At 70.6% G+C, this 21,921-nt stretch carries 17 protein-coding genes and 2 pseudogenes; 7 read left to right on the top strand and 12 right to left on the bottom strand.

The features are described 5' to 3' along the window. Positions 1–46 precede the first annotated feature (46 nt). The 3 genes from ACZ7IB_RS23060 to ACZ7IB_RS23050 all read right to left on the bottom strand — a co-directional run bounded on the left by ACZ7IB_RS23060 (position 47) and on the right by ACZ7IB_RS23050 (position 3,507). Positions 47–388, bottom strand: coding sequence for a hypothetical protein (locus ACZ7IB_RS23060; RefSeq protein WP_470915210.1), 342 nt, complete (start codon positions 386–388; stop codon positions 47–49). A 564-nt stretch (positions 389–952) separates the two neighbouring features. Continuing rightward, positions 953–1,153, bottom strand: coding sequence for a hypothetical protein (locus ACZ7IB_RS23055; RefSeq protein ID WP_470915207.1), 201 nt, complete (start codon positions 1,151–1,153; stop codon positions 953–955). Further along, the gene (locus ACZ7IB_RS23050) at positions 1,153–3,507 is read right to left on the bottom strand and encodes a type I restriction-modification system subunit M/S (RefSeq protein ID WP_470915206.1); all 2,355 of its coding nucleotides are present in this window, start codon (positions 3,505–3,507) and stop codon (positions 1,153–1,155) included. The genes ACZ7IB_RS23055 and ACZ7IB_RS23050 overlap by 1 nt, the downstream gene beginning before the upstream one ends. A 460-nt stretch (positions 3,508–3,967) precedes the next feature. Here ACZ7IB_RS23050 and ACZ7IB_RS23045 point away from each other — a divergent pair, with 460 nt between their 5' ends. Beyond that, on the top strand, positions 3,968–4,183 hold the full coding sequence (locus ACZ7IB_RS23045; RefSeq protein WP_389657387.1) for a type II toxin-antitoxin system VapB family antitoxin: 216 nt from the start codon (positions 3,968–3,970) through the stop codon (positions 4,181–4,183). Then, positions 4,180–4,602, top strand: a complete 423-nt coding sequence (locus ACZ7IB_RS23040) for a PIN domain-containing protein (protein WP_470915204.1) — start codon at positions 4,180–4,182, stop codon at positions 4,600–4,602. Before ACZ7IB_RS23045 ends, ACZ7IB_RS23040 begins: the two co-directional genes overlap by 4 nt. Before the next feature lie 331 nt (positions 4,603–4,933). Here ACZ7IB_RS23040 and ACZ7IB_RS23035 read toward each other — a convergent pair whose 3' ends face one another. After that, positions 4,934–6,256, bottom strand: a complete 1,323-nt coding sequence (locus ACZ7IB_RS23035; protein WP_470915202.1) for a helicase-associated domain-containing protein — start codon at positions 6,254–6,256, stop codon at positions 4,934–4,936. A 24-nt stretch (positions 6,257–6,280) separates the two neighbouring features. Then, positions 6,281–7,003, bottom strand: a complete 723-nt coding sequence (locus ACZ7IB_RS23030; RefSeq protein ID WP_470915200.1) for a hypothetical protein — start codon at positions 7,001–7,003, stop codon at positions 6,281–6,283. A 459-nt stretch (positions 7,004–7,462) separates the two neighbouring features. On the opposite strand from ACZ7IB_RS23030, the gene ACZ7IB_RS23025 reads away from it, so the two are divergent. Continuing rightward, a complete protein-coding gene (locus tag ACZ7IB_RS23025; protein WP_470915197.1) occupies positions 7,463–10,234 on the top strand; it encodes an alpha/beta hydrolase in 2,772 nt (923 codons plus the stop codon). A 252-nt stretch (positions 10,235–10,486) separates the two neighbouring features. Then, positions 10,487–10,807: pseudogene (locus tag ACZ7IB_RS23020) on the top strand (alpha/beta hydrolase); the annotation flags it as partial. Positions 10,808–11,293: 486 nt separating this feature from the next. On the opposite strand, the gene ACZ7IB_RS23015 reads toward ACZ7IB_RS23020, so the two are convergent. After that, positions 11,294–11,893 carry a short chain dehydrogenase gene (locus ACZ7IB_RS23015; RefSeq protein WP_470915340.1) on the bottom strand — a complete coding sequence of 200 codons (600 nt, stop codon included), beginning with the start codon at positions 11,891–11,893 and terminating at the stop codon, positions 11,294–11,296. A 120-nt stretch (positions 11,894–12,013) separates the two neighbouring features. On the opposite strand from ACZ7IB_RS23015, the gene ACZ7IB_RS23010 reads away from it, so the two are divergent. Further along, a complete protein-coding gene (locus ACZ7IB_RS23010; protein WP_470915338.1) occupies positions 12,014–12,880 on the top strand; it encodes a LysR family transcriptional regulator in 867 nt (288 codons plus the stop codon). Positions 12,881–13,138: 258 nt separating this feature from the next. On the opposite strand, the pseudogene ACZ7IB_RS23005 reads toward ACZ7IB_RS23010, so the two are convergent. Continuing rightward, positions 13,139–13,426 (bottom strand): annotated as a pseudogene (locus ACZ7IB_RS23005) (calcium-binding protein); the annotation flags it as partial. A gap of 756 nt (positions 13,427–14,182) precedes the next feature. Then, positions 14,183–14,539 carry a hypothetical protein gene (locus tag ACZ7IB_RS23000; RefSeq protein ID WP_470915195.1) on the bottom strand — a complete coding sequence of 119 codons (357 nt, stop codon included), beginning with the start codon at positions 14,537–14,539 and terminating at the stop codon, positions 14,183–14,185. 126 nt (positions 14,540–14,665) lie between these two features. Between ACZ7IB_RS23000 and ACZ7IB_RS22995 the strand changes: the two genes are divergently transcribed. Both ACZ7IB_RS22995 and ACZ7IB_RS22990 read left to right on the top strand, forming a co-directional pair. Continuing rightward, positions 14,666–16,384 carry a helix-turn-helix domain-containing protein gene (locus tag ACZ7IB_RS22995; RefSeq protein ID WP_470915193.1) on the top strand — a complete coding sequence of 573 codons (1,719 nt, stop codon included), beginning with the start codon at positions 14,666–14,668 and terminating at the stop codon, positions 16,382–16,384. A 132-nt stretch (positions 16,385–16,516) separates the two neighbouring features. Further along, the gene (locus ACZ7IB_RS22990) at positions 16,517–17,875 is read left to right on the top strand and encodes a diaminopimelate decarboxylase (protein WP_470915191.1); all 1,359 of its coding nucleotides are present in this window, start codon (positions 16,517–16,519) and stop codon (positions 17,873–17,875) included. Positions 17,876–17,948: 73 nt separating this feature from the next. Here ACZ7IB_RS22990 and ACZ7IB_RS22985 read toward each other — a convergent pair whose 3' ends face one another. The 4 genes from ACZ7IB_RS22985 to ACZ7IB_RS22970 all read right to left on the bottom strand — a co-directional run bounded on the left by ACZ7IB_RS22985 (position 17,949) and on the right by ACZ7IB_RS22970 (position 21,917). After that, the gene (locus tag ACZ7IB_RS22985) at positions 17,949–18,479 is read right to left on the bottom strand and encodes a discoidin domain-containing protein (RefSeq protein ID WP_232837730.1); all 531 of its coding nucleotides are present in this window, start codon (positions 18,477–18,479) and stop codon (positions 17,949–17,951) included. 530 nt (positions 18,480–19,009) lie between these two features. Continuing rightward, the gene (locus ACZ7IB_RS22980) at positions 19,010–19,543 is read right to left on the bottom strand and encodes a phage tail protein (RefSeq protein WP_389607256.1); all 534 of its coding nucleotides are present in this window, start codon (positions 19,541–19,543) and stop codon (positions 19,010–19,012) included. Between the two features lie 5 nt (positions 19,544–19,548). After that, positions 19,549–21,507, bottom strand: a complete 1,959-nt coding sequence (locus ACZ7IB_RS22975; RefSeq protein WP_470915189.1) for a putative baseplate assembly protein — start codon at positions 21,505–21,507, stop codon at positions 19,549–19,551. After that, positions 21,504–21,917 (bottom strand): GPW/gp25 family protein, encoded by a 414-nt coding sequence (locus tag ACZ7IB_RS22970; RefSeq protein WP_470915186.1) that lies wholly within the window; start codon positions 21,915–21,917, stop codon positions 21,504–21,506. The genes ACZ7IB_RS22975 and ACZ7IB_RS22970 overlap by 4 nt, the downstream gene beginning before the upstream one ends. Positions 21,918–21,921 lie beyond the last annotated feature (4 nt).

The raw sequence follows: 21,921 nt of genomic DNA, 5'->3' as shown, positions 1-21,921 counted from the left end.
CAGGGACTCCCTTAGTGGTCGAGTTCGTAAGTCCTTCGGGGGTTGATCATGCTGCCAGCGCGACGGAGGATTCTTCTGGGTGATCGGCGGTGTGCCGGTCGAGCCTGGCCAGCAGATCGTCCAGGTCGGAGGTGGTGAACTTCCACTGGAACGGCTGCGCCGTGGCGTTGTAGCGGTCTTCGAAGGCTCGGAGCCGGTCCCGGATCTCGCCGAGGTCCGTGAAGTCGTTGGGCGAGACGACCTTGCGCTGGACGATCGAGAAGAAGATCTCGATCTGGTTGGTCCACGAGGCGTGGACGGGGGTGTGGACCATGACAATCACGATCTTTGCGGTCGAAGCCTCGTACCGACACGGCACGCCGAGGCCGACCACGCGGTCCCGCAGCATGCGACCGCACCGTCCGACCTCGCTTCGTGGACCGTCTCTCCAAGAGCCGGAAGACAGCCTGGAGACACCCCTGCACCAGGATTTCGCGTCCCGCCGCGTCAACCCGGATCAACAGCAGAAAGGTCTCTTCCACGTGAGTGACGCCGGGCGAGGTACGGGACACGCTGGAGCGTTACGCGGGCGAGCATGCCGTCGAGTTCAACGAAGTACCGCAGGCCCTGGAATGGCGGGCCGTCACCGCCGCTCAGGATGGCAGCCCCTGTCGTCGGCAGTACGGCAGAGTACTGCCGGTAGGGCGCCTCGAATCTCGCGGACCTGCCGCGAGCGCAGAAGAGCTGGTCTCAGTTCTGGTCTCATCCGCCCGTGTACGGCAGCGTTCAAGGGCCTGCTTCTCAGCCACTCCGCCCCAGGTCAGAACGCCCCCGACCATCCTTGAACCCCCAGACGAACAGTTGGAAAGCGTGTTGGGGGCAACCCCTCACGAGTTCGAATCTCGTATCCTCCGCCATTGCCCGGTGGTGTTCCAGCCCTCGGTAGCGTCGCGTGCGGCCCGCGCGGCAACTCCTACGTACCGATGGCCGCGACGATCACGCCGAGAGCCAGGAGTGCACTGCCGGCAAACGCGGAGCCCGCGACAAGGGCAGCATCAGCCGCTCCTGATCCAGAGTGCGTCTTGAGGATGAAAGCCGCGAGCGCGACGACGGCGGAGAAGAGCATCACCACCAGGAGCCAGGCGCACCTCGTGGCGATGGGCAGGCGACTCATCAGGCGGTCCTCTCGGAGAGAGCGGCGGGGGGAGCCACAGACTCTGTGCCGGGGTGTGGCATGTCACGCATCAGCTGTTCCGCCAAGGCACCACGCATCCGGGACGCAGCGTCGGCAGCCTCCATGTGCGCGGTGATCTGCTCATCGAGCTCGCCGAGCGCCTCCGCGATGCGCCGCTGCTCGGGCCAGGACGGGATCGGGACTCGCAAGGACTGGAGATCCGACTTGCTGATCGAGGGCACGGTCGTCTTCTCTGACCGACTCCTGATCCATTCCACCGTGAGCGGCAGTGAAAGGTAGGCCAGAAGATAGGGCGGAAAGATCCCCGGCTCGAAAGTGTGAAGGCGCATCAGGTTTGTGCCGAACAGCCACCCCGCCTGATCCGCCCGCACCTGGGCCACAGGCCCCACGGTGCCCGTCCGGGCGCAGAGGATGTCCCCCTCGGACAGGGCGAAGCGCCGCATGCGCTGTGCTGTCCCGTACGAGACCGAGGTGCTGCGGACGTCGGTGATCCGCCGATCACGCAGGTGTGTGGGCTGCACGACCGGTACCTCACCGGCGGGTACGTAGGTCTCTTTCCTCAACAGCGCTGGAGACGGCCCGGCCTGGAGTTGGCACAGATCCCCGAGACGCTGCCACTCCGGGCTTTCGGAAGAGTCCCTCTCCGTCCCGGTGGACCACCGGCCGGTCCGGCCGGACTCCGCGACACGGTCGTTGGCCCGGGTGGCCTTCTCTCCCGACCGCAGCAGATCGGCGTATGCCTGGGCCACCTCGTCAGCCGTTGCCTTTGGCGGGCTCGGGGGCGGCGCGTAGTCAGCCGGGTTCAGCGAGGAACCGTGCGCAATAACGGCCTCCCGCCGAAGAGCCACACATGGCATACGGAGGTCGGGATGCCCTGTGTCCCCCTCTTTCGAAGCGCGCCACGAACGGTAGGCGTTGACGATGAGAGCACGGTCGTCGGCCTCCAGGACGGAGAGCTTTCTGGACACCTGCGCTCCCAAACCGGAGGCGTTGACGAAGAGAACCTCACCCGGATCCTGTTCCTGCGTCTCCGGCTTCAGGATCCAGGCGTTGACGGAGATCGTGGTCGTGCTGAACAGCTTGGCCGGTAGAGCCACGACACACTCCAAGGCTCCGCGCTCCACCAAGGCGTGCCGAATGCGCTGATCCTTCGGGTTGGAGGAGATAGCGGCACTGTTGGGCATGAGGACCACCGCTCGGCCGCCCCTGTTGAGGGACATCACGGCGTGCTGAGGCCAGGCCAGGTTGGCGTTGGAGGCCGGCGGTTCGCCGTATGCCCAATAGCCGGGGTCGACCGCTCCCACCGGGACGTTGAAGGGTGGATTGGTGAGAACGAGGTCGGTGCGGCGCGGCATGGATTTCGCTGCCCAGGGGCCGGGGAGTCCCGTCAGATCCTGCCGCACGGGACGGACGCCGTGCACCATGAGGTTCATGACCGCCAGGACGCGTGTCTCCGGATTCGCGCTCCCGATGGTCACAGCCGCTGCCTGCTCATCCGGCGTGAGGCCCTGCTCCGCCCGTGCGGTCAGCACAGCCGACAGAAGCTCACCGCCCCGGCAGTTCGGGTCGTAGACGCTCCGAGCCGAGGCGTCGGGATCCAGCAGCTCCGCCAGAAGACTCGCGACGCCGGGCGGTGTGAAGGCATCTTGGCTGCCCAGCCCGGCCCGTGGCGCGTAACGGCTCAGGAGCTCCGCGAAGTCTGCCCGTTCCAGCCTCTCGACCATGTCGAGAAGGCGGAGGACGGCACCCCGGCTGTGGGCGCTCAGACCTTCCAGCCTCGCTCCCACACTGCTGGGGAAACCCAGCGTGGCAAGAACCTGCTCAACATGGCGTGCGACTGTCGGCAGAACTCTGTGGAGGAGTCTTCCTGCCCGGTCCGCCGCCGCGCGCCCACGCACGTCGGCCCATCGGACCGGTTCGGCCCATCGGAGGAAGGTGAGAGAGAGCAACAAGTACAGGAAGTTCGCCTGCGGGCCCGCGCCCCAGCTGCCCGCACTCTGCTCACGCAGCAGGGCGTTCACCACGGTGCTGCGCTCCTCTTCGCCGGCTTTCGGCACCGTGGGGCGGTGCACTGGCGGAAGTCCTGCGGCTCCACAGAGCTTGACAGTTTCGTCTCGAGACGCTGCGGCGACCCAGACGCGAGCGCGGTCGGCGTAGGTGACACCTACCGGCTCGTCGGCCCGGCGTGCCCTGGACGGCACCGGTCGGCTGTCGAGCCAGGCGATCACCTCGGGCAAGGAGTAGTACTCCGTACCCGCAACGTTTGCGGGCTTCGGAAAGTCCGAGTGCCGCTGCTCCCAGTTGGTGATCGCTGAGCGCCGCACATCGGTCATTCTCGCGATCTCAGCTCTCGATACCAGCCTCTCCGGCGGATACCCCGTGGTTCCCATACCTCCCCCTCATGTCATGCGAACTCGGCCCGCTATGGGCTTCGATGGACACGATGCTAGGGAGACCGCGTCTATCCCAACAACTGCGCATTGTGATGCGCTGAGACGCATCCCTTGCCTCACTGCTCCAGTGAGGGCAGAAGACCTTGCCGATATGCACCCCTGCACCCCATATGAGCGGGTCAAATGCTCCTGATCTAGCCTCTGCGCCTCGATCAATAAAATTCTTCTTGTGAACATCTGCCACACAAGCCCAATGGACACCCCCTTCCTCCAGGGCCGAGGCACCGCATCCGCTGCCCTTCCTCCCTGAAAGGTTGCGGGCACCGATGCGCCGCCTTGGAACAGCGACATCTATCGCGATACACTTGTGGCCACAGTTGATATATCTGGAGGTGTCGAGATGAGTCGAACAGTGATCGACCTCGACGACGAACTGCTGGCCGACGTGGCTCAGGCACTGGGAACCGGCACCAAGAAGGAGACGGTCAACACCGCTCTGCGTGAGGTACTCGAGAACCGCCGGCGAGCTCTCGCTCTCACGCGTCTGCGGGCTGCAGCGGGCGAGGGCGGCTTCGATCTGGATCTCTTCGAGGACAAGAGGGACTACCGGCGGTGAGCGCGGCGCAGTTCCTGATCGACACCAGTGCGCTCGCCCGGTTCCTCCGCGGCGACGCCGAACAGTACGGATGGGACCAGGCCGCCACAGCCGGCCTCATCGCGACCTGCCCTGTCACCGAGCTGGAGTTCTTCTACAGCGCCCGCTCCGCCGCGGACCGTGCGCGCGGCATCGAGGACATGCGGCTGCTCTTCGGCTGGGTGCCCGTCGACGACCGCGCGTACGACCGCGCCTGGCAGGTCCAGGAGTTGCTGACCCAGCGCGGTCAGCACCGCAGCGCGGGAGCTGTGGACCTCGTCGTTGCCGCCACCGCGGAACTCCAGGGCCTGACCCTCCTGCACCGCGACCACGACTTCGAATGCATCGCCGCCGTCACCGGCCAAGCCACGCAGTGGTACGGCCCGGTGGCCGGTAAGTGAACACCCGGCCGGAGACCGCCGCGCAGGTCGCCGGCACACCGGATGACGAGGCGCGCCGCACGCTGGCTGGACACGGTCGCCGAGCTCATCGGCCTGCGCCGCGGCAGCCGGGCCGCGACGGCGGGGTCCGGTCCGGCCTGATCCAAACGAGTAATCGGCACCTCTCGCTGCGCGAAGCACCAAGGTCCCTGGTCGGCCTACGGGGTCGCGCAACGCAAGGAAAAGGAAGCCAGGACCGACCCACCGCGCGCTGTTCCGACCGCTCGGTACGTCAGGCGAGGAGAAGACTGCAGTTGAGTACCAGAAGGCCTTGACGACAGCGTGCCCGGCGTCAGGCCAGCGGGTAGCCCAGGGCGAGGGCGGCTTTGCGGAACGCCGGCAACCTGTCGGGGTAGACAGCGAGGTGGCGTTCGCCGAGCCGGGTGCACAGCGCGCGCAGGCGGCGGTCGCTGTCGATGAGCGCTGCCAGCGCCTCGTCCGCGCATTCGATGAGATGGACCTGCCCTGTGTCGCGGACCCGGCCGGTGCGGCGGGCGGTGTCGTCGAGGAGGGTGGTAACGGTCTGGGGCAAGGGATGCGAGGCGGCTTGATCAAGGTAGCCGATCAGCTCGTCCAGGCTATGCCTGCTGTCGAGGGCGTGCAGAAGGGAAGCGGTGGTGAGCGTCCAGACCCGGTCGGATTTCCGGTCGGCGAAGCCATCCAGGAGGAGCGCGTCGGCGGCGGGTAGCCCGTCGAGGGCGACGATGTCGAAGTTCGCCAGGACGGTGACCCTGCCGGTCGGGGTGGGTGCCGGACTGGGGGTGTAGTCGCCGGTGGTGCCGACGGCATAGGCACCGAGGGGGTTGAGGCGGAGCGCGGACAGGCCGTCGTAGCGGCTGAGCCGGTCGAGGTAGTCGCCGCCCCAGTTGTGCTGGTAGTCGTCGCGGGCGCCCGGCGCCGGGACGTACTCCACATCGGCGAGGCCGAGCGTGGCGGCGTACTCGAAGAGCACCGCCAGGCAGTACCGGCCCTGGAGAAGGGACCAGCCGTGGTGGCCGTCGTAGCCGAGGCTGCCGTACTGGGGATCCTGCAGATACAGCTTCCACAGGGCGCGCTCGCTACGGTGGACGGCGGGGTCGAGACCGGCCGCACGCATATCCGTGAACAGGCCGTCGACGGGCGTCCACACGCCGGGTATGAGGCCGGCCAGCGCCTGGCCGATGAGCTTGCGGCGCGGTTTGACGGCGGTCAGGACGTTCGCCGCACGCTGGCCCTTGATCTCCTCTACGCGGGAGAACTCATCCAGGAGGCTGTTGTTCAGCCAGCGCTGCCAGAGCCGGGCGAGGGTCAGGTGCGGCGGCTGGGTCAGTGCGGCCCGTCCGCGCGCGGTCGGCGTCAGCCGTCCGCCGGTGAGCTCGGCGAGGCCGCCTGCCTGAAGCAGCATCGGCCAGGCGAAGGCAGCGATGGCCTCGTGTTGGTAGAAGTCGCCTCCGTCCAGGACGTGGCCGACCGCAGCGACGGTGGCGGTACCGGGGCGGCGGGTCTTCTCACTGCATCGCAGCTTCCCTGCCGCGCACAGGCGCAACACTGCAAGCAGATTGGCCTGTGCCTCGTGCTCGGTGCACCGGACCCGCGGTGCGTCGGTGTGCCCCTGTGCCACTGTCCTTACCCCCATGACTCGTTCCGCTTCGCCCCGCTCCTACGGATGAGCGACGTGGTGGTAGTTGCCGGTGCCGCAGGTGCGTTCCAGGGTCCGGACCACCTTGCGCGGGTCGTCGTAGGGGCCGGAGAAGTAGAACGGCTTTCCGTCCTTACCGAAGCCGATGGCCGGCCGGTCGCCGGGCGGAGCGCCAAGGTGCACGGCGGCGTCAGCGAAGCCGGCTGCCGGCTCAAAGCCGAGGCTGCGGGCGTGAGCGACCGCGTCATGCACGATCGCCTGGGCCTGTTCCACACCGATCGACAGCGGTGGGTGGTCGAAGGCCGAGTAGTACGTCGGTACGTAGCCGGCCAGGGAGCCGGACCCCATCACCTCGGGGCCGATGACGTTCTTCACTCCCAGGCAGTACACGTCCACCAAAAACCCGGTGACGGTCACCTTGCTGGCACGTTCCTGACGGGCCAGCAGCACCTGGGCGAAACCGCCCGCGTCCGAATCCGGGTCGCGGCCGAGTCGGTCGGCCGCCGCCCAGTCCGGGGCTCGGGCCATGTCCAGTCCCGCGCTCCAGCCCGCGTTGACCCAGCAGCCCACCACCGGCCGCTCATCCGGTGCGGTGTGCGCCTGTGCCGCCTCGGCGACCCGCCGCACCAGCGCGGCGGCCTGGGCCGGACGCAGCCCCAGTGCCCTCGCGATCTGCTTCGGCGCGCTACCGCGCTCCCTCATCTCCCGGACCCGGGCCAGCAGTTCCTCATCGTGCGTGGTCACCGTCACAGTCTGCCACCTCGCGTGTCACCACGATGCACGCATGCCGAGGCACAAGACCATGCAGCCGGCGAACGCCGTGCCGGCTACGAAGACAGCCTCGGGTTGTCCTGTCCCTGAGCACCTTTTCAGCATGAAGGCCGGCGGGGCGACGACTACGGAAGCCAGTGCAGCCACGAAGAGCCAGGTGATTCGCGTCGCAGCGGGCAGGTCACGGCTCGCCGCACGGACGTCGGACCGCCGCTCCGGGCCAGGATCCCTCGATCAGCGACCGGCCCCATGACTCCCGTCCGGCTCCTCTTTGGCGCTCCTGTTTGGCTCCTGTTCGGCTCCTGTCAGATTCCTGTCAGGTTCCCCGAGGTGGGACAACCGGTGATGACACGTCACCCTCTCCCCGGTGCGGGGGGTGCTCCTGGGATTCCTGGGGCGCTGAAGCACGACCAACGACGAGGAGACACCATCGTGAGACAGGTCTCACGCGCGCTGACGGCTGCCTTGGCGGCCGTGGCGCTGGCGGCGGGTGTGCCAGGGCCGGCGCACGCGCAACCGGCCGCCGAGTCCATACCCGGCGCGCCGCCGGGCGCCACCGGGGAGCGGCTGCCGGAGGGGTGGCGTGTCGAGGGCGGGGAGCTGATCTGGAGCTCGCCCGAGCCCGTGGGCATGGGCGGCGCCCTGGTCGAGTTCCGCTCGGGGGAGCGGACCCTCGGCGTCCCGGAGCCCTCCCCCGACCAACGCACCTTCCGGCTCCGCCTCGACGGGGCGAGGGTCGGACCGGTGAGCGAACTCCAGGTGGTCGCCGGTTCGCGGCGGCTGGACGCCGCAAAGGCCGACCAGGCACCCGGTCAGCGGCGCTCGTCGGCTGCGGAGGCACCCCAGGAGCCGTTCCCCGCCAACCCGGTCGACCCCGGTGTCGCCGGTAAGTACCACACCATCAGCGGCGAGTACTCCCTGAAGTCGATGAGGCTGCCGGGCTACGCCGAGCCCGTGGAGATGCGCGCCACGGTCGTCGGCCCGACGGACGCGCCGGGGAAGCGACCGCTGGCGCTCTTCGTCCACGGCCGCAGCGCCACCTGCTACGAGCCCGGCAAGAACAGCGCGGGCATGGAGTGGCCGTGCAAGCCGGGCAACAAGGAGGTCCCGAGCTACCGCGGCTTTCTGCACGACCAGAAGCTCCTGGCATCCCAGGGCTATGTGACGGTCTCCATCTCCGCGAACGGTGTCAACGCGCAGGACGGCCGCGCGGCCGACTTCGGGGCGCAGGCCCGTTCGTCCCTGGTGCGCCAGCACCTCTCCCGCTGGGCGGAGTGGGGCGCGAACCCCGCGAAGGCTCCCGAGGCCGTGCGCGCGACGGAGCCCGCGGACCTCTCGAAGGTGCTCCTGGTCGGCCACTCCCGGGGCGGCGAGGGCGTCAACCGGGCGGCCCTCGACAGCGTCTCCCCGCCGCCGCCCGCCGAGGACGGCTACCGGGGGCCGGTGGGCTGGCGGATCCGCGGCACCGTCCTGATCGGCCCCACCGTCTTCGGCCAGAACCCCACGCCCGACGTGCCCTCCATGACCATCCTGCCGGGCTGTGACGGCGATGTGAGCGATCTCCAGGGCCAGATCTACCTCGACGGCACCCGGGGCCTCGGCCGGGGCACGGCGCTGCACAGCGCGGTGTACATGGTCGGCGCCAACCACAACTTCTTCAACACGGAGTGGACGCCCGGCCAGGCCGAGGCCCCGGCCGCCGACGACTTCTGGGACGACAAGGCCAACCCGGACCCGGTCTGCTCGGCACGGGCCAAGACCCGGCTGAGCGCCAAGCAGCAGCAGACGGCGGGCGCCACCTACATCGCCGCCGCCGCGCGGCTCTTCCTCGCGGGCGACGACCGGGTCCGCCCGCTGCTCGACGGCTCCGACCGGCGCGCGCCCTCGGCCGGCCCCGCCCGGGTGCTGACCCACGCCGTCGGCGGCAACCGTACTCCGGCGATCCGGCCCGACGACCCGCTCTCGGTGATGAACGGGCGCGTGTGCCAGCAGGTCACGACGAGCGCCACCCGGGCCTGTAGGCCTGACTCCGCCCCCGGTAAGTCGCCGCACTTCGCGTCCTGGGCGGAGACCACCAGTGAGCCGGGCCGCAACGCGGTCACGGCCCGCTGGACCAAGCCGGGCACCCCGGTCCGGCTGACGCCGGAGCGCGCCTTCTCACTGGCGGGCTCCGACGCGCTCGCCCTGCGGGTGATGGTGCCGCCGAACACCCGGGGCACCCGGCTCGACGTCGCCCTCACCGACACCTCCGGCAAGCGGGTGGGGCTCGGTCAGGTCACCGTCGACGGCCTTCCCGGCTCCGACTCGACGGCCGCGTACTGGGCGCGTGAGGTCCGCGTCCCGCTGAAGGCCGCCGTCAGCGCCGGTGTCGACCTGAAGCGGGCGCAGTCGCTGGAGCTCACCCCGCGCAGCAGCTCCGGCGAGTTCTGGCTGATGGACGCCTGGGGCTGGCGCCCCGGCACCCCGGCGGTACGCCCCGTCGCACTCTCGCGTGTCGACATCGGCAGGCTGACGGTCAAGGAGGGCGACTCCGGCACCCGCACCTACAACGTGCCCGTCCAGGTCACCGGCAAGGGCACCGGCGTGATCAAGCTCGCCGTCCGCGACCCGGAGACCCACGAGTCCACCGTCCGCACCGTGACGGTGAAGGCCGGTGGCTCCGTGGACGTGCCGATCACGGTCAAGGGCAACTCCCGCTTCAACTACGACCTCAGCCACGAGGTCGCGGCCAAGGCCGTGCGCGGCACGGCGGTCGGCGGCGCCTTCGGGGGCGTGCTCGTCGAGAACGACGACCCCATGCCCACGGTCAGCGTGACCCCGGTCGCCGACTCGGTCACCGAAGGCCAGAAGCTCACCTGGAAGGTGGAGCTCTCCCAGCCCGCCGACATCAACATCGAGACGCGGTTCGACCTCTTGCCGGTGAGCGAGGGCACGGAGCTGTCCACGAAGGACGTCGACGAGGAGTGGCTCTCCAAGCTCGGCGAGGCCGCAGACCCGGAGCGGCCCCTGTCCACGAACAGCCCCTCCCTCTGGGTGTCCGTCCGCAAGGGCGAGACGAGCACCGAAGTGTCCGTGCCCACGGTCACCGACGCGCTGACCGAGCCGGAGGAGTCCCTGCGGATGCAGGTGAACATCCTCAAGGAGAACGATTGGCTGGAGGGCCCTCTCCTCACGGGGAAGGTCACGGACGCGCGCCAGGGCTGACGCCCGGGGGCCACGTCCCGCGCTGACGGTGCCTGAGCGCACCACCTGAACGATGGCACCGGCCCCCGCCACGGGGACCGGTGCCATCGGCGTGAGAGGGCCACGCGGGGGCCACGGAAACCCGCTTCCCCCTCGACGGCCACTGCGGCTCCCGCCGGGGCGACGGGCAAGAATGGCGCCGGGACCGGACTCGACCGCTACTACCAGCGGAATCTCAGCTGAAGTAGCTGTGCCGAAGGCCCCGACGACACGATGGGCCGGGACCTGGACAAGGCCGCCCCGCGCGACCCCGAGGTCTACTGGCGGAACATCGAGCGCAGCCGCGCGAAGTACCCGCGGTTCGCCCCGCTGACCAACAACATCAGCCCATGCGCCTTCTGGGACCGCCCCCGCGAGGAACCCACCGCGGTGCGCCGCGACACCTCCCCGCTGATCGTGTCCGCCACCGGCGACCCGCGCACCCCGCACACGGGCGCCGTCGCCCTGCACGGCCTGCTGCCGAGCTCCAAGCTGATCACCTTCAAGGGCGCCGGCCGCCACGCGATCTACGCCTCTTACGGCAACGCCTGCGTGGACAACAAGGTCAACCAGTACCTGGCCACCGGCAAACTGCCGGCGAACGACCGGACCTGCGTCAAACACGGAGCCGCCGGCCCACAGCCCCGCGGTCGCCCGAGGCGCGAGCCCGATGGCGAGCCACGCCACCGCGACGAAGCTCGTCCCGTCCCCAAGGCACGAGACCGCGAAGCCGAGGATCAGTCGCCGGAACACCCGGTTCGCCGGCACCGGACGGTAGGCGGACAGGACGAGGTGTCGGAGCACCGCGGAGACCTCGTGAAGATGCGTCCGGGACCGATCTCGTCTCCGCTGTCGGTCACGGCTGCGGTCGCGGACGGCTCAACGCCGTTCCGCCGAGGCAAGCGGGCGGGATGGGACCTCTCCGTGGTCGCGGTTCTGGTTGCGTCCACCGGCGTCGGCACCGTACAGAAGCCCCACCCCGCCAACGCTCCACCGCGGTGTGCTCCGGCACCGGAAGCACTGGGCAGTAGCGGCCAGGGTCTATCGGACCCGGTAGACCTGCCCCGTCTGCGCGCCCTCGATCGAGCGGACGTACGCCGTCGCCACACGGTCCACCGGGACCGCCTCCATGCCGACGAAGAAGGGCCCGTAGGCGGGCAGGGACTCCTCGACCACCGTCGGGCTCACCGCGTTGATCCGCTGGGGCGGGAGCTCGATCGCGGCGGCCCGCACGAACGCCTCGACCGCGCCGTTCGCCGCGGACGCGGCCGCCCCGGCCACGATCGGCTCCTCGGCGACGATCCCACTGACCAGAGTGAACGAACCGGTCGGGGCCACATGCCGGGCGCCCTGGCGGACCAGCTCCAGCTGGCTGAGCGCCTTGCCGCGGAAGGTCGTCATGAAGTCGTCGGCGGTCAGTTCGCCCAGCGGCCTGAAGACGGCGTCGCCCGCCGCGACCGCCACCGCGGCCAGCGGGCCGGCCTCCGTGTACAGCCGGGCCAGCGCCTCCGGGTCGGTGACGTCGGCCACCAGGTCACCGCCCGAGCGGCCCACACCGATCACCTCGTGGCCGCGTGCCACAAGTGCCTGGCGCACCGCACTGCCCAGCGTGCCACCCGCGCCGACCAGAAGAATCCTCATAACCCACCATCCGTCGTATACCGGGAACGAAGCCCGGGTGACCACCCGGTCATCTCCGACGCTACGGACCGCAAACCTTTCCCGGAAATGCCATTTGGGCAGGGTCTATGCTCCATAGGTATGGATGATGTGGAACTGCGCCACCTCAGGGCCCTGGACGCCGTGGCCGAGGCGGGCACCATCACCGCCGCGGCGGCCCGACTGCACATGACACAGCCCGCCCTCTCCCGCACGCTCGCCCAGTTGGAGGCGCGCGTCGGCGTGCGGCTCGTCGACCGCTCCTCCCGGCACCTGGCGCTCACCCCCGCCGCGACGACCCTGCTCGGGCACGGGCGCGCGATCCTCGCCCACCTCGAAGCGGCTCTCGCCGACACCCGGACGGTCTCCCGCCCCCTGCGGATCGGCTACACCTGCGCGGTGCTCGGGCAGCAGACCGTCCCGCTGCTCCGCTCGTGGCGCCGCACGCACCCGCACGTCCCGCTCGACGTGGTCCGGCAGGACAACAGCACCGCCGGCCTCGCCACGGGGGACACCGATGTGGCGGTGCTCCGCACCATCCCCGCCGACCCGCGCATCCGCGCCGAGGCCCTCTACACGGAGGACCGGGTCGCCGCCCTGCCCGACGACCACCCGCTCGCGGACCGGGATCGGGTGCTGCTGGCCGAGCTCACCTCCCGCCCGGACCTCCCGCTGGCCCTGTGGCCGGACACCGGCACCGCCTCGCCGGACCTGTGGCCCCCGGAGCAGCGTCCGACCCGGACGGTCGAGGTGGGCAACGTGGACGAGTGGCTGAACCTCATCGCCACCGGCGACGCGTTCGGCCTTGGTGCGGCGGGCACGGCGGAGAGCCACGGCCACCCGGGCGTTCGCTTCATCCCTGTCTCCGACGCCCCTGCCGCCACGGTCTACCTCGCCCGCCCCGCACACCCCACGCATCCGCGGACGGAGGACTTCCTCGCGGCGGTCCGGGAAGTGGTGAGCGCCTGAAGCCGCCCCCGAACACCATTCGCGGGCCGACCAGTTGATGTGCCTGGTCCTGTCGCGGGATGCGCGGCACCCGCCCGGGGCTCCCGAGCGGGTTCACCCTCCCACGGAGAAGCAGCCAGGCAGCGGGCATCGGCAGTCCGACGACAGAGTCGGTCTGCGGTGCACGGTCTCGCGGGCGAGATCGGGGAAGGGCGCCGTGTCGAGCGACGACGCCCCGTGGTCCTGTCCTCGCGGCGGCCCCTGTCGTGTCCGGGGGGCCTACGCGTCGGCGAGCAGTGGGTCATAAGCGGTCGAGCGCCGGCGACCCGACATGAAGGAGAGGAAGTCCTTCACGAACGCGCTGCGGGAGTACCTTGCGTCGGCGTCGGCCACCGTGCGCCGGAACCCGGTCCGGAACAGGGTCCGGTACTCGTCCGCGTCGATGAACTGGTTGCCGTCCGCGTCGGTGACGTCGAAGAGCACTTCGGCGACCCTGATCAGCGCGGGCCCGGCGAGGGCCGGATGCCGCAACACAGTCCCCCTCCGCCTCGCACCCACCCGCTGGTCGCGGCGCCTCCTGGCCGCAAGGCTCTGCCGCGGTGGGCCGGACAGCGCCCCGTTGTGTCCGGACTCTGCTGAGCGCGTTGCGCATCCGTCGGAAGCCTGTCGAGGCTGCGGGCGGGTTTCGCTCCCGCAGACGGCGGACCGGCCTGCTCCGCGGACGGTCCCGGGGGATCCTCCGCCGCAGCGCCACTCAGATCGACACTCAGCAGAGTGCCGGTGCCCGGCCCCGGACACATCACAATCTCCGCATATTCACCTGTAGTACGTCAGTCCGCTTTGACGACCTCGTGGTCGCGCCTTGACCGGAATCGGGTAGGACCGGACGCTTCGGCACCGCCGGCACCCGACTCCGCTGTTTCGGCCGAGCCGGTTCCGACGACAAGGCCTCGCGGCGGCGCCGAAGGCTCGACCGGCCTCCGCCATTACTCTCACCGGGCACGATGCCGAAGGGCCCCACCGCTTGCGGTGGGGCCCTTCGACGTTCCGTTCGTGGGTGCCGGGCATGCAGTCCCCGGTAGTCCTTCTTGGTTCCATGAGCTTTCAACCGTCGCTGAAAGTTCCGGGATCGAGAAGATCTGCCGGGGGCCTGGCCAGAGCCAACGAGAGGGTCACTCGGTTCGGCGAACGTCTCCGCCGACGGTGCGGCTCGCTCTGGTTTTCTGGTGTATTGAAAATTGTCCTCCCTATTTCTCCCGGGTCAAGGGTTTTCGGACCATTAAGGACAAAATTTCGGGTTTCGACGCCCAGGACCGCGGCCGGTCAGCGGTGGTTCTTCCAGAACAGGTAGTTGTGATCCCTCGCGAAGTCCGCGCGCTGCCAGGCGTCCGACGCCAGCGTCTGTACGTGGCCGTCTGCGCCGCGGAAGCCCGGCCAGTCCGTCCGGCCCGTGCGGGCGAAGTCCACCCAGGTGCCGATCATCCGGTCGCGGAACCGGGCCTGCTCGCCCTTCACGTCCTGGAACAATGCCCAGTCGAACAGGTAGGCCAGCTCGGACATGTGCTGGGCGCGCTGGTCGAAGCTCGGTGCCGGGTAGCCGTTGAACCAAGGTGTGTCGCGCTCACTGAACTCGTACGACCGCACCAGCATCCGCGACATCGCCACCGCGGCAGGCGACACATCCTCAGCAGGTCAGGATTCAGGGGCACCCCGCGGTCACCCGTCACCCGTCACCCGTCACCCGTCACCCGTCAGCATCGGCCGGTGTACCGGCCGGCGGCGGCGCCGCGCGACCATGATGGGCGGATGCCGACGCATGAACCGGACCGGCGCGACGCCGGGCCCTCTCTGGAGCAGATCCTCGGGCTGATCGCCCCCGGAATGCTCGATGTCGTCGTGGCGCCGCGCGGTACCGGCGTGCCGGTGGCCGATGTGGTGCTGCACGATCCCGGTGAGGAACGGGACGACGACGCCCGGGCGGTATCCGGGCTGATCCTGCTCGCCGTCGGTGTGGAGGTCGCCTCGCCCGAGGCGATCGACGTGCTGCGCGACGCCGACCGGGCCGGAGCCGCGGCCGTGGTCATGCGGCGGGGCGGTCGCGGGCCGCGGGCGGCCCTGGTGGAGGCTGCCGGTCAGGGGCGTACGGCGTTGCTGACCCGGCGGCCGGGGCATGGGTGGACGGAGGTGCTCGGTCGGTTGCGGACCGCTCTGGTGCACAGCGCCCCGGCCTTTTCCACCACCGAATCGGCCGGCCCCGACGGGGTGGGCGGGCTCCGGCTCGGCGATCTGTCGGGGCTGGCCAACACGGTGGCGGACCTGGTCGGCGGTGCCATCACGATCGAGGATCCGCAGTCGCGGGTGCTGGCCTACTCGCGGATGGACCACGAGCCCGATCCGATGCGCCGGCTGACGATCCTCGGGCAGGAGGTCCCTCGCTGGCGTGTCGACGAACTGCGCGAGAGCGGCTTCTTCCGGACGCTGTGGAGCACCGACGACGTGGTGCGCCGGCCCGCCGACGGCCGGTCCGCCGAGCGGCTGGCCATCGCCGTGCGCCACGGGTCCGAGGTGCTCGGGTCCATCTGGGCCGCCGCCGACGGCCGGCCGCTCGCCGAGGGTGCGGCGGCGGCGCTGCGCACGGCTGCCCGGGCCGCCGTACCGCATCTGTCCCACCATCGGACGTGGGGCCGGGCGGCGGCCAGGGCGCGGGAGGAGGCGGTGCACGCGCTCCTGGACGGGGCCGCACACGTGTCGCAGGCCGCGCACGATGCCGGGATCGCGGCGGACCGGCCGTACGCGGTGATGGTGGCGGAGGCGTACGGCAGCCGGACGGGCGGCGCCGCGTCCGGCGGCGGAGCCGACACCGGCACCGGCACCGGCGCCGAACAGCGGGTTCTGGATGTGCTCGCGTTGCAGGCCGCCGCGTACCGGCCGGGGTGCGTGACCGCGCGGTCCGGGCGGCGGCTGTACGTCCTGGTCCCCGCGAGGGACCGTGAGGCCGATCCGGCGCGCACCCTGCTGGCGACGGCCCGCTCGGTGCCGCGCAGTGTGGTGTTCGCGGGCGCCGGGCCGTTGTCGGCGGACCTGTCGGGGCTGCCCGCGTCGCGGGAGGCCGCGGAGCTGGTGGTGCGGGTGCTGCGGGAGCGGGCTGCGAGGCTGCCCGTCGCTGAGGTGGAGTCGGCGGTGGCGGCGTTCGGCGAGGTGGTCGCCGACACGTCGGTGCTCCGGGTGCTCGACCGGGTCGAGCCGTTGTGGAAGTCGCTGTCGGGGCCTGTGCACGCGATGGTGGAGCACGACCGCGCACACGGTTCGCAGTACGGCGCGTCGGTCACCGCCTACCTCGACGCGTTCGGCGATACGGGCACTGCCGCGCGGCGCCTGAATGTGCACCCCAACACCTTGCGGTACCGGTTGCGCCGGGCCCGGGAGCTGTTCGGCGTCGATCTGGCCGACCCGGCCGTGCGGCTCCTCGCGGACATCGGGCTGCGCATCGCGGCTCGCAGGGCGCACGGGGCGAGCAGCCGTTGATCGTTGAGCTGTCCGGTGCGACAAAGGAATCGGGCAGGCATCGTCGTGTCGGTCGAAGACGCGCCTTCCCCTCCGCGTCGAAGCTGTCCGTACAGCCGACGTGACAGATGGAGGGTTGTTGTTGTGGTTCACATGACTTCCGGTTCGGCAGCCCGCTCGGCAGTCGAGCAGCGCGGTACCCGGCGTGCGGCGGCGCTGACGCGTGCCGTCGAGGACGGGCTGCTCGGTCCGCGCTCGCCCGTGGTCGGCCTGCTCGACGTGGACGGTGTGCTCGCCGCCGTCGACGCGCTGAACGAGGCGTTCCAAGGACCCGCCCCGGTGCGGCACACGTTCGCGGCCAAGGCGTGCGGACTGGTGCCCGTGCTGCGGCTGCTCGCCGAGGCCGGGATGGGCTGCGAGGTGGCCTCGCCCGGTGAACTGGAACAGGCGCTGGCGGCCGGGTTCACGTACGACCGGCTGGTCTTCGACAGCCCCGCGAAGACGGTCGAGGAGCTGGAGTTCGCCCTCACCCATGGCATCGCGATCAACCTGGACAACTTCCAGGAGATGGCCCGCGTCGACCGTCTGCTGGCCGGGCGACCGGCCGCCGGGCCGATCGGGCTGCGGGTGAACCCCCAGGTGGGGGCGGGTGCCATCGATGCGATGAGCACCGCGACGGCGACCTCGAAGTTCGGCGTCGCACTGCGCGATCCGGGGGCGGTCGACGAGGTGATCGACGCCTTCGCGCGCCGGCCGTGGCTCAACCGCCTGCACGCGCACGTCGGTTCCCAGGGCTGCCCCCTGCCGCTCATCTCCGAGGGCATCCGCGTCGCGTACGAACTGGCCGAGCGCATCAACGCACAGCTGGGCCGCGCGCAGATCACCGGGCTCGACATCGGCGGCGGCCTGCCCGTCAACTTCGCCGGCGAGGACGACCGCCCGACGTACGCCGATTACGTCACCGAGCTCCGCGGCGCCGTACCCGGTCTGTTCGACGGGCGCTACGCCCTGATCACGGAGTTCGGCCGTTCCCTGCTGGCCAAGAGCGGAACAGTCGCAACGGTCGTGGAGTACACCAAGTCCGCCGGTGGGCGGCAGATCGCGGTAACGCACGCGGGGGCCCAGGTGGCCACCCGTACGGTGTTCATGCCCGGTGCCTGGCCGCTCCGCGTCGGGGTGTTCGACGCCGCGGGCCGCCCCAAGCAGGGCCCGACCGAGATCGTCGACATCGCGGGCCCGTGCTGTTTCGCGGGGGACCTGACCGCGACCGGGCGCGAGCTCCCGGTCATCGAGCCCGGCGACGTGGTGGCGCTCCATGACACCGGGGCGTACTACTTCTCGTCGCATTTCTCGTACAACTCGCTGCCGCGGCCTGCCGTGTACGGCTACCGGACGGGTGCCGACGGGCGGGTGCACTTCGCGCTCGTACGCGAGGCGCAGAGCGTGCGCGAGGTCGTCGAGGAGAGCGGCCTCGCGCAGGCGGGCGCACTGGTGGCCCTGCGCGCGGACTGATCGTCTCCGTGCTCGGCGGGGCCGGCGTCGCTCATCCGGGGCGGTCCTTCGAACGTCGGCGGTCCTTTCCGGGTCAGGGCCTTCGGCCGAAGAACTCGACCTCGGCGACGGCCAGTCGACGGCCGGGACCCGCTCCATAGGTGGTGTCCGTCGTGAGGCGGGCCCGGACGATCTCCGAACCGCGAAGGTCGAAGGTCTGCTGACCTGGCTGGTCCTTGACCCTGATCTCCTTGCTGACCCGGCTTCCGTCGGCGGAGGTGAGCAGTACGGTGATCCTGGCCGGGCGGGCCTGGGTGAGGAACTCGTCCTTCTTGGCCGAAGTACCGGAGAAGACGACCAGCTTCAGCACGCGTACCGGCTGCTCGAAGTCGCACTCCAGGTACTGGCCCACGCCGGTGTCGGGACCTGCGGCCGAGGGCGCCCAGTAACGATTGTTGAAACCGTCGAACGCCGCACCCGCCGGGTGGCCCGGAGCCCTGCTGGAGGCCCGGAACCGGGTGGGCGGCACCGCCTCCGGCGTCCCGGTCTCGTCCTTGGCGAAGCCGAACCAGCCGGACACATGCGGCAGGGCGAACCAGACGCCGCACGCCACCACGATCAGCACGATCGGAAACGCCAGACCGGGGCGGCGCCACAACCGACGCCGCGGACGGGTACCGGCGGTGGGCGCCTGACGCGGTCGCCTCCGGAGGATCCGACGCCACCAGGGGGGCCGGGCCTCGGGCGGCGGCCCCGGGTCCAGGAGCAGCGCACAGCGGATGCACAGGGTGCGGTCCGGGGCGTTCTCCGTACGGCAGTTGGGGCAGCGAATGGGTGGGGCGGCAGGTGGACCCGGGGGTGTGTTCACGGGTCCCGGCGGAACGTCGGGCAGCGCCTCGGGCCCCGGCACCGACTCGTCCGGCTCGTCGCCGGGGCGACGCGGGGCGGCCGCAGCGACGGGGGATGGGGGCACGGGCTGGGGTTGGGGTTGGGGTTGGGGTTGCGGCTGGGGTTGAGGTGATGGCTGTGGCGCAGGAGCAGGGCCGGCAGAGGACGCCGAGGAACCCCCGTCCGCCCCTTCCCACTCCAGGAACGCCCGGCACGACGTACAGAACTGCGTCCCCGGCGCGTTGCTCTGCCCGCACGCCTCACAGATCACGAGACCTCCAGGTCGAAGCCAACATGCGCCGGTATCTCCGTACGGATCAGCTCCTCCAGCCGCACCCGGTCGACCTGGTACGGCTGTGAGGCCCGGACCCGGACCGTCACCCACGGCCGCGGGCCGCCCGGGAACTGTGTGTGCGGCGTCGACGACCACGCCGTGCCGCCGCTCTCGACGATGTCCGGCTCGATCCCGGTCTCCAGGAACACCGCCTCCGCCAGCCCACGCCTGGTACCGCGCCTGCTGTGCCGTTCGACCGCGCCCCTTACCGCCGCACGCCGCTGCTCGACCGGGTGGTCCGCGCGGGTGTCGACGGCCACCCACTGGGCCAGCCACGCCAGGAAGTCCTCCGGCGCGCTGCGGGGGTCGAGGTGGGCGGGCAGATTGTCGATCGAGAGCAGGACCGGGGCGAGTACGTCGTCGAGCGCCGCGAGGAACCGTTGCAGGAAGTCCTGCTCCAGATAGACCGCCGGGAGCTGCTCGATCAGCGGGTGCGGTGTCGGCAGGCCGGTCACAGCTGTGCGCATGGCGGTCAGGCCTCCCGTACCCGGAGCTGGTGCTCGTAACTGAAGACCAGAGCGTGCCGGTCCAGTGCGATCTTGGTGGCGGGTTCGCCGCGCTGCCCGGTCACGGGGTCCGCGGGGAAGAGGCGTACGTCCTCCACCAGGTCCACCCCCGGCACCTGTTGCAGTACGGCGAACGCCTCGCCCGACTGGATCGGCCGGCCGAACGGCCAGCCCTCGCCGCCGGGTCCGCCGCTCAGCGGGTTGAAGTAGCCGTAGAGGGCTGCCAGCGCCTCCTCGCGTACCCGTTCCAGCACGGCACCTCTGCGGGCCTGGACCGCGGCGACCACGGTGACCCCCTGGTAATAGGGCGGTTCGACCACCAACCGGGCGCCGATGGGCCGCCGTTCGTCCAGATGGCCCGCGATCAGGGCGAGGGTGTGCTGCGGCGGGATGAGCTCGTTGAACTGGATCCGGCCCTGCTCGTCGCTGCGTCCGGCCGGTACGACGAGCAGCCGCACCCCGCCCGCCTCGACGTCCGAGTCCCCGCCGGCCGGAATGCACTGCACCCTGGACGCGTCGGGTGCGACCTCGCGGGCCAGCAGTTCGTAGTCGTGCGGTACGACGGCCCGGTGCAGGGTCCGCAGGGTCATCGGCCCGCGTACCCGTGCGCTGTCCACCGTCTCGCCGTCGACTCCGCCGAGCGCGGGGCGCCGGTTCTCCACCCGGGCCACGTACGGGATGGCGCTGCGCAGCACCCGGAGCGTGGAGCGGGCGACATTGCCGCGCAGTCCACCGCCGGTGCGGTACGAACGCACACGTACGGTGGCGCCCTTCGGCGGTACCGCGCCGTAGTAGCGGATGGAGCCGTCCCGTTCCCGGACCGCCGGACCGAATTCGACCCGACCCGAGTTGGGGTCGAGCGTGATGTGCCGGTCGTCGGGTCCGGAGTGCGCGAAGTCGTCGACGCGGGTCCACTCCGTGCCCTGCGGGCCCCCCGCCGGATTCGCGACCTCGACGACGAAGTCGCCGGGCACCACCGGCGGGCGGCTCACCGTGAAGGTCTGTCCGGGTACGCCTTCGGCCGCGCCGAGCACCTCGTCGGTCACGGTCTCGGCGTGGACCGCCCCGACGGTCGCGCCGATCGTGAACGCCGTGATCCGGCGCACCACCGGAGACGCCATATAGGTGGGCTGCCCGGGGGTGGCCTCCACCAGGCGGCAGCGCAGCCAGCCGCCGGTCCGGCGCACGACGACGGCCGGGGTATGTCCCTCGGGAAGGTGCAGGATCAGCTCTCCGGACCGGTTGAAGCCGCCGGTGTCGTCCTTCTCGACCTCGCAGACCGTCCAGGCGCTGCCGTCCCAGGCCTCCCAGAGCAGTGGTGGCCGCAGCGGATCCACGCCGACGCCCTCGACCGCGCAGTCCAGCCGCAGCACGACGACTCCGGACGGAACGGCGGCCGACAGGCCCACATAGAGGGCGTCGCCGGGCGCGGGCGTGGTGTCGAAGCAGGGGACGGCCCGGCCGAGCGTGAGTTCCTCGGTACGGTCGACGGCGTCGCCGGATGTCGGCCAGGTGGCGAGATGGGCGAACTCGCACGGCACGATGGACAGTTCACGGCCGGTCGTGAACACGACCGCTTCCTCGGTCTCCGTACGGACGGTTGCCACCTCCGTGCCGGCCCTCACCCGTACCGGTTCGGGCTGCGGTGCGGAGAGCCTGAACGTCACATCGGTGTGGGCGGCCGTGGGCGGGTGGAGCCGGACCCCGATCAGGTCGAGGAAGGTCAGATAGCTCTTCTCCGGAACCCGGTTCACCCGGTAGACGAGCTGGTCGACCATGGTCGCGAAGGCCTCGATGAGGGTCACGCCGGGGTCCGACACATTGTGGTCGGTCCACTCGGGGCAGCGCTGCTGGACGAGCCGTTTCGCCTCGTCGACCAGGCCCTGGAAGCGACGGTCGTCCAGATACGGACTGGGCAGCGTCACGCGCCGTCCACCTCCTCGTGCTGCGGGATCACATAGAACGGAAAGACCAGGTTCCGGGGGTCGTTGGCGCCCCGTACGGTGTAGCCGATGTCGATGTACAGGACTCCGTGGTCGACCTCGTCGAACCGGACGACGACCTCGGTGACCTCGACCCGGGGCTCCCACCGGTCCAGAGCCAGACGTACCTCGTACGCGAGCTGCCCGGCCGTGCCCGCGTCCGCCGGGGCGAACACGTAGTCGTTGACCGCGCAGCCGAACTCCGGACGCATGGGCCGCTCGCCCGGTGACGTGGCCAGGATCAGCCGGATCGACTCCTCCAGCTCGTGCTCGCCACGCACCAGGGCGATGGAACCGGTGGCATCCGTACGCGGTGGGAAGGCCCAGCCCGCGCCGATGAACTGCTGGCCCATGGAC

The sequence above is a fragment of the Streptomyces sp. NPDC037301 genome, assembly GCF_055602785.1.
The sequence above is the reverse complement of the archived record's forward strand: the minus strand, read 5'-3'. Positions and strand labels throughout refer to the sequence as shown.

Excerpts from the sequence above, each read along its gene's own strand:
- ACZ7IB_RS23060 (WP_470915210.1), bottom strand. The coding sequence starts at position 388 with ATGCTGCGGGACCGCGTGGTCGGCCTCGGCGTGCCGTGTCGGTACGAG.
- ACZ7IB_RS23055 (WP_470915207.1), bottom strand. The coding sequence starts at position 1,153 with ATGAGTCGCCTGCCCATCGCCACGAGGTGCGCCTGGCTCCTGGTGGTG.
- ACZ7IB_RS23050 (WP_470915206.1), bottom strand. The coding sequence starts at position 3,507 with ATGACCGATGTGCGGCGCTCAGCGATCACCAACTGGGAGCAGCGGCAC.
- ACZ7IB_RS23045 (WP_389657387.1), top strand. The coding sequence starts at position 3,968 with ATGAGTCGAACAGTGATCGACCTCGACGACGAACTGCTGGCCGACGTG.
- ACZ7IB_RS23035 (WP_470915202.1), bottom strand. The coding sequence starts at position 6,256 with ATGGGGGTAAGGACAGTGGCACAGGGGCACACCGACGCACCGCGGGTC.
- ACZ7IB_RS23015 (WP_470915340.1), bottom strand. The coding sequence starts at position 11,893 with ATGAGGATTCTTCTGGTCGGCGCGGGTGGCACGCTGGGCAGTGCGGTG.
- ACZ7IB_RS23010 (WP_470915338.1), top strand. The coding sequence starts at position 12,014 with ATGGATGATGTGGAACTGCGCCACCTCAGGGCCCTGGACGCCGTGGCC.
- ACZ7IB_RS22995 (WP_470915193.1), top strand. The coding sequence starts at position 14,666 with ATGCCGACGCATGAACCGGACCGGCGCGACGCCGGGCCCTCTCTGGAG.
- ACZ7IB_RS22990 (WP_470915191.1), top strand. The coding sequence starts at position 16,517 with ATGACTTCCGGTTCGGCAGCCCGCTCGGCAGTCGAGCAGCGCGGTACC.
- ACZ7IB_RS22980 (WP_389607256.1), bottom strand. The coding sequence starts at position 19,543 with ATGCGCACAGCTGTGACCGGCCTGCCGACACCGCACCCGCTGATCGAG.
- ACZ7IB_RS22970 (WP_470915186.1), bottom strand. The coding sequence starts at position 21,917 with ATGGGCCAGCAGTTCATCGGCGCGGGCTGGGCCTTCCCACCGCGTACG.